Below are 7,272 nucleotides of genomic sequence, written 5' to 3' on the forward strand. Positions count from 1 at the left end.
AATCATATACAAATAGGTTGTAAGTAATACGTAAATCGAGCTAAAATTGAACATTTGAACTAAAAAAGCCAACGCACAAACAGCACATTTATTTTTTTGCCAACGCTAAAAAAAATAAAAGAGCTGTTTTTTTTGCCAACGATCAACCAAGTGAGGAAAACCATAATCTGAATTAAAAAAAAGTGCGTATTTTGAAACTCTGAAAATCAACCAAAAAATTATGGAGATAACCGAAAAGCTACTGATTGAATTACAAAACCGACTAAAAGTTGGTAGCCGAAGAGGAGTACATTTAAATGCAATTCCAGCTCGTTCAAGGTACAAGTTTGACCTAACACGATTATCTCACATTGACGAAAACCTTCCCACAAATTTTATTAATGCATTATTAACCGAATTACCTTTAAAATTTAAAATTAGTTGGAAAGATAATGTTCCCGATTTGAATTCGCTTTTTGAAGATGACCAAACGCAATTAGTAAAAATTACAAAGTCTTTTGAAAATCTTATCAATCAAACAGATGCAATCGAATCAGAAAAAGGGATAAATACATTCGGTTTTGGTTTTCCAATACTTGTAAGACGTGACCAATCAGATAACAAATTAACAGTTGCACCTATTTTAATTTGGTCATTAAGAATAAGAAGAACAAAAGAATTTAATACTTGGGAAATACTGCGAACAGAAGACGACCCAATTTATATAAACGAGGTTCTAATAAATCATTTACAAAATGATTCCAAAATTGAGATTAACCAAATTTCAACAGATTTTTTAGATGATGGCTTAATTGATAAAAGTGAGCTTTTAGATATTTGTGTAAATATCATAGAATCAATAAACAGTTCAATTCCAGATGACCTTCGTGAAACATTTGAGAAAAAACTGAATCAAATAAAATCTATTCCAGAAAAAAAGCATTACGAAAAGCTACCATTAACATCTAATAATTCATTTATAGACTTTGGCGGACTTTTTTCAATTTTTGAGGTTCAGAAGCAAAATATTATTCACGATTATTCGAATTTACTAGAATTAAAAGGTGCTACAATTGACCTTGAGGATATGGAAGAACATACGTTCCAACCAATATCATCAGTCGAAACTGACCCATCACAACAAGGGATTTTACATTCTTTAAAAGCTTCTCGAAACATTTTAATTCAAGGACCACCAGGAACAGGAAAAAGTCAATCGCTTACAGCTATTTTAGTAAATGCACTAGAAAATCAAAAAAAGACAATTGTTGTCTGTGAAAAACGCACAGCTTTAGAAGTGTTGCACAATGCCATAAATGAAAAGGGTCTTAATTATCAATGTGTGCTTTTAAAAGATATTGTTAAAGACAGAAGAGTCGCAGTTGATTCTGTAAGAGATAGAGTTGATAATTCCTCATATCGCAGATATAGATATACTCATTCCAAAGAAACTTTAGACAACATAATTGAAAAGTCAAGAAACTTAATTGATTCAATAAATAAGAAACACAAAAAATTAGGAGCCAATTTAGTCGGTAATAAAAATTGGACTCATATTGTCGGCTCACTATTATCAGAATTAAAGGACAATTCAGAAGAATACAATCTTGATTTAGTAAAAGGTACATTTAGTTATGAATCATCTGAACTAAATCAGTTATTAGAATTAATTAGGAAAGGACAAAATTTATATGACGAGTTTAAACCTCATTTAAACCTTTCTTTTATCAATTCTGCAAAATTAGTTGGAGACAATCCATTTATTATAGAACAACAAATTAAAGAAGATTTTTCAATCTATAAGAAAGAGTTGAAAATAATTTTAGATGACATTTCAAGCTATGAGGTAGAATATTATAAAATTAGAAATGAACAATTTAAATTGCAAAAAACTTCAATAAGTGATGTTGAAAATTCTATCCTAAATATCCTAACGAAACACAAAACAAACAACGACTTTTTTGATGAAGAAAAAACAAATGGATTTTTATTTAAAACTATTTCTATCTTCTCAAAAGAAAAGAAAACTACACTTACTGACCAACAAACAATAAATACACTTTTTGAAGATTATTCATTAAAAACTAATAATAGCAAAGACTTTGAAAGTATTAATTTTTCTAAAGCAATTAAAGAAAATCAAGATGTTCTCAAAAATTACAAGTTAATTACGGAGAGAATAGACAAAGAGTTTCAGTCAAAAATAGAAAATGAGTACAAATTCTTAAACTTACTTAAATCAGCTGAAAAGGAATTTGACACAGAACTACTACAAACAATAAAAACAAATTTCAGTAATTTAAAAACAAAAATAGAAAACCAAAATTGGACTAACAAAGAAGTGAATGGAGATTCTCACAACGTGTTAAGTTCTCAAATTGAGACTTTATTAAATTCAAAAGAACAATTTTTCGCAAATGAAGATGACCTTTTTTCAATTGAGTTTAAGTGGTTTCAATTCTACAATTCATTATCAGCAGATAATAAACTAATCATTGACCAATTAAAGGAAAAAACAAATTGGAGAAAAACATTTTTAATATTCTATCTTAATTCTATGCTTGTAAATTCTGCGAATACAGATTTACCAACAAATGATAACGACCATATTGAATTAGGAAAATCTTTGTCTGAACTTGAAAAAGAACAAATTAAATATATTAGAGAATATTGGTTCTCAAAACAAATAGATGCAACTAGAGATTTTGACAATAAGAATCCAAATTTAGCTGTAGAAAATCTATACAACAAACGAGCAGGTAAAAGACATAAACGCTTATCCTTACGAGAAATAATAAAGTTGGATATGGATTTATTTACAACTTTTTTTCCAATAATTCTAACAACACCAGACGTAGCAAGTAATCTGTTTAAAGGCAAAAATCAATATTTTGATATTGTTATGTTTGATGAAGCAAGTCAATTAAAATTAGAAGATAATTTACCAGCACTTTTAAAAGGGAAACAAATTATCATTGCAGGAGATGAACACCAAATGCCACCTTCAAATTATTTCAGCAAAGTATTTGACGGTTTGATTGATGATGAAGATGAATTTGAAGACGAAATAGATAAAATTAAAAACGATATAAGCAATTCACTTTCAGATTGTGAATCACTTCTTGATTTTGCATCCGAATTAGGTTTTGAGAAAAAACATTTAGACTTTCATTATCGCTCAAGACACCCTTACCTAATTGATTATTCAAATTATGCCTTTTATAATCAAAGGTTAAAACCACTTCCAAACAGTTTTGATTACATTCCAATAAATTATGTTCCCGTAAATGGCACATATTCTGACACTTCCAATGACGCAGAAGCTGAAACAATTCTGTCGATTATTGATAACAATATTTCAAGACTTCCAAACGGAGAATATCCAACAGTTGGAGTAGCAACTTTCAACATCAATCAAAGAAACCTAATTTTAGGTAAAATTAATGAAAGAAGAAAATTTGAAAAATATAGAGATTTTAATGACAAAATAGTTGAACTCGAAGAAAACGGATTTTTTGTAAAAAATTTAGAGAACATTCAAGGAGATGAAAGAGATGTCATAATCCTCTCAACTACTTATGGTATTAACAAGGATGGTAAATTTGCTCAAAGATTTGGTTCAATAAATCATCAAAAAGGATACAAACTTTTAAATGTTATTGTAACAAGAGCGAAATACAAAGTATATGTATGTTCTTCCATTCCAGAAGATGTATTTTTAAATTATAAAGAGCATTTAATCAATGAAGGTTCAAACAACCGAAGAGGAGCTTTATATGCCTATTTAGCATACTCAAAAGCTGTTAGTGAACAAGACAACGAAGCAAGAATTTCTGTCTTAAATACACTAGCAGAAAATTCTACAAAAAGCACTACAATCGACAACTTAAATGAAGACCTTGAATCACCATTTGAGGAGGAAGTTTATGAAGCTCTAACCGAACATTTTGACGAAAAAAATATAATTCCTCAACTTCAGTTCGCAGGATTTAGAATTGATATGGTTTACGACACAAAACATATTGGACTTCCAAAAATAGCAATAGAATGCGATGGAGCTTCTTATCATTCTAGTCAAGAAGCATATTTACACGATAGTCACAGACAAAAGATTCTTGAAGGACACGGTTTTGTATTTCATAGAATATGGAGCACAAATTGGTGGCGAAACCCACAAAAGGAAACAAAAAAACTAGTTGCATTTATAAGAAGTATCGAAAACAGTAGTCCATCAATTTTTGAAGATAAATCAAAAACAGGATTAGCGTTTACAGATAATATCACAATAATCGAAAATGAACTTTCTAAAGTTACTCAACATCTTAAAATGGATTTAAAAGAAACCATAGAAGCTGTTACTAAAAAAGAAGAAATTCAGACAACATTATTTAAAGAAACTATTACGGTCAATAGTAAAGTGAAAGTAAAGTATTTGAATATTAACAAAGATTTGAAAGTTCATATAGTTGACCAAATTGCATCTAAAGTTCAAAAATCAAATGGAGTTCAAAAAATAAATATAAAGACACCATTAGGAGTTGCTTTAAATGGAAAATCTGTAGGAGATACTGTGAAAATTGGAGGATTAGATAAGTACGTTAGAATATTAGAAATTATAAATTAAGCCAACGCAAAAAAAGCCATACACATCCGCAATTCGATACAGCCAACGTTACGCCAAAAATTGCAAAAGAGTATGTCTTGCCAACACTCACATTTGAACTAAATAAAAAACATAGGAAAACCAAGCTGATTGAAAAAAGCACTACTTACAACACGTCATATAATCAATTCCTAACTTCTCACCTACTTCAAAAACCCCAACATCTTCTCATTCACCACTTCCGCTTGATCGATAGATAAGAAATGTCCTGCGCTATTAATAACTTCCCCTTTTCCTTGTGGTAGCATTTTTGCAATTTCTATGGTTCTTCTTTCATTAATCATATCATCATCCCCAATTAAAACCAACACCGGCATTTGTAATGATTTTAACACGTCATTAGAAAACGGTTGCATACTAGACATAAATTGATTTTCCGAGTCTTTTTCGGTAGCGATATAATATTGCTCTAAATAGGCATCGCTAATATTAGCAACATTACTAGACATACTTTCTAAACTTTGTGCGATGCGTTTTTCTTTAGAAGAAAGCAATGCAGCAACATTTTTAAGTAAATTCATACTTGGTTTAATCCAAGTAAAGGTTTGCGCCGGACTCAATAAAATCATGCTTTTAACACGCTTCTGGTTATCTAAAGCAAGATTTACCGCTAGCCAACCACCACGAGAAGCGCCAATAAGATGAAAGCGATCTAACTCTAAAACAAACAATATTTCTTGGTACCAATCGATCACTGCATCTACATTTTCCATATCGGTATATACCTGCGACTTTCCTGCTTCCAAAAGAAAATCGATAGCAAACACACGATGGCTACTGCTAAGTGCTTTTATATTTGGGTACCACATTGTAGAACTCGCATTCATCCCATGCAATAAAACCACTGGTTCCCCACTTTCTGGCCCGCTAACGATTACATGCGCCACACCATGCGTGGTAGGAATGTATAATTCTTCAAAAGCAACATCCCATAACTTTAGGGTTTCGTCATAGGCTTTAAAATAGGCTTTGTCCGAAGCACTTGCATTGGTAATATATGCTGGTGTTTTTTTATAGGTATCGTATTTGCTACTACAACCAATAAATAAAACAGAAATAATAAGCACGAATAATATTCTCATAAATTGGAGTTCTAAATCGTTGCAAATTTAATACTAAAAAGCGTGAACATGTTGTCAATTTTGTAAATTTGTTATTCTGAAAAATTAATCAATAAGGTTTTTTCGTTTTCACGGAATAGAACATACAGCAAATGGTAAGAGAGCAAGTTTTAGAAGCAATTATCGCAGGATATCGAAATACGATTCAGCAACGTTATCAATATGAAAATATTAAAGCAAATTACCAACTTCCAGAATCTATTGATGCCGAAACCGTAGACCAGCTTTGAGATTACTTAAGGATTTAAAGTTTAATAAACTTTTTGGTTGTTTGACGCATACCATCTGAAAGTCTAATCAAGTAAACTCCACTTGGTAATCCTTGTACATCTATTTTATTAGTGCACTTCGTTGCGATCATTTTTTTTCCTAATAAATTGTAAATAGAAATAGTTAATAGCTTTTCATTCCCTTCTATGTTTAGGTAACTATCTGTTGGATTTGGATACACAGATAATGCAAATTCAAAGGAATGGTCTGTTACATGTAAGTTAGAACATTCTGTTTCGTTATTCACGAATGTAGAACTAGCATCTATATCTGTCCAATTTGCAGTGCTCCATACAGCAGAATCCACTAAAATACAGGTTAAATCAGTATTGTTAGTTGTGATAAAATCAGTCAAAGCTGTATTGTTTCCGTTTCTCACATCTAAACTTGTTAATTGATTATTGAAACACCGCAAACGATGTAAGGTAGTATTATTACTCACATCTAAACTGGTAATTTGATTACTGAAACACAACAAATCAGTCAAAGCTGTATTATTGCTCACATCTAAAATTTGTAATTGATTATTGAAACAATGCAATTTAGTCAAAGCAGTATTATTACTCACATCTAAACTGTGTAAATGATTATTGAAACAAATCAAATCAGTCAAAGCTGTATTATTGCTCACATCTAAACTGCGTAATTCATTATTCTCACAATCCAAATAATTCAAAGCAGTATTACTCACATCTAAACTAGATAATTGATTACTTATACAAAACAAAGTGGTCAAAGCTGTATTATTGCTCAAATCTAAACTTGTTAACTGATTATTACTACAAAATAAACGCTCCAAAGCTGTGTTATTGCTCAAATCTAAACTTGTCAATTGATTCCACTGACAATCCAAATAAGTCAAAGCAGTAAAATCTTCTATACCTGTTAAATCTGCAATACTCCACTCCCACACAGTTAGATGTGTTACGCTACTAATATTAACAGTTGGTACTACACCATCAATCGTTGAATTAGTATCAATACCTAAATTTATTAAAGCTTGTTCAAAATTAGCATCTGGTATTTGAGTTGTTTGCGAATACCCAAATATGGAGATAAGAAAAATAAAGAAAGGAATTTTTTTCATAATATAAGAAGTAAATTATTGGTTAAATTTAACCTAAACCATTAGTAATTAATATGATATAAGTCATGTGATAATTATTACCTACAAAATGCAACCTCTATTTCTAGGTTTTTACCTATTTACAAATACACCTAACGATCTAATCCTTTTAA

General features: G+C 30.4%; 4 protein-coding genes. 2 read left to right on the forward strand and 2 right to left on the reverse strand.

Features of this window, described 5'->3' with window-relative positions; genetic code table 11:
* Positions 1–220: 220 nt before the first annotated feature.
* On the forward strand, positions 221–4,603 hold the full coding sequence (locus ACVCZW_RS00755) for an AAA domain-containing protein (RefSeq protein ID WP_452231397.1): 4,383 nt from the start codon (positions 221–223) through the stop codon (positions 4,601–4,603).
* Between the two features lie 182 nt (positions 4,604–4,785).
* Here ACVCZW_RS00755 and ACVCZW_RS00760 read toward each other — a convergent pair whose 3' ends face one another.
* On the reverse strand, positions 4,786–5,724 hold the full coding sequence (locus ACVCZW_RS00760) for an alpha/beta fold hydrolase (RefSeq protein WP_452231398.1): 939 nt from the start codon (positions 5,722–5,724) through the stop codon (positions 4,786–4,788).
* A 131-nt stretch (positions 5,725–5,855) separates the two neighbouring features.
* On the opposite strand from ACVCZW_RS00760, the gene ACVCZW_RS00765 reads away from it, so the two are divergent.
* Entirely contained in the window at positions 5,856–5,993 is a 138-nt protein-coding gene (locus ACVCZW_RS00765) for a hypothetical protein (RefSeq protein ID WP_452231399.1), read from the forward strand.
* Positions 5,994–6,007: 14 nt separating this feature from the next.
* Here ACVCZW_RS00765 and ACVCZW_RS00770 read toward each other — a convergent pair whose 3' ends face one another.
* Positions 6,008–7,120 carry a T9SS type A sorting domain-containing protein gene (locus tag ACVCZW_RS00770; protein ID WP_452230076.1) on the reverse strand — a complete coding sequence of 371 codons (1,113 nt, stop codon included), beginning with the start codon at positions 7,118–7,120 and terminating at the stop codon, positions 6,008–6,010.
* Between the last annotated feature and the right edge of the window lie 152 nt (positions 7,121–7,272).

Source organism: Lacinutrix sp. MEBiC02595 (assembly GCF_053601555.1).

Coding starts and splice junctions, on each gene's coding strand:
- ACVCZW_RS00755 (WP_452231397.1), top strand. CDS start 221: ATGGAGATAACCGAAAAGCTACTGATTGAATTACAAAACCGACTAAAA.
- ACVCZW_RS00760 (WP_452231398.1), bottom strand. CDS start 5,724: ATGAGAATATTATTCGTGCTTATTATTTCTGTTTTATTTATTGGTTGT.
- ACVCZW_RS00765 (WP_452231399.1), top strand. CDS start 5,856: ATGGTAAGAGAGCAAGTTTTAGAAGCAATTATCGCAGGATATCGAAAT.
- ACVCZW_RS00770 (WP_452230076.1), bottom strand. CDS start 7,120: ATGAAAAAAATTCCTTTCTTTATTTTTCTTATCTCCATATTTGGGTAT.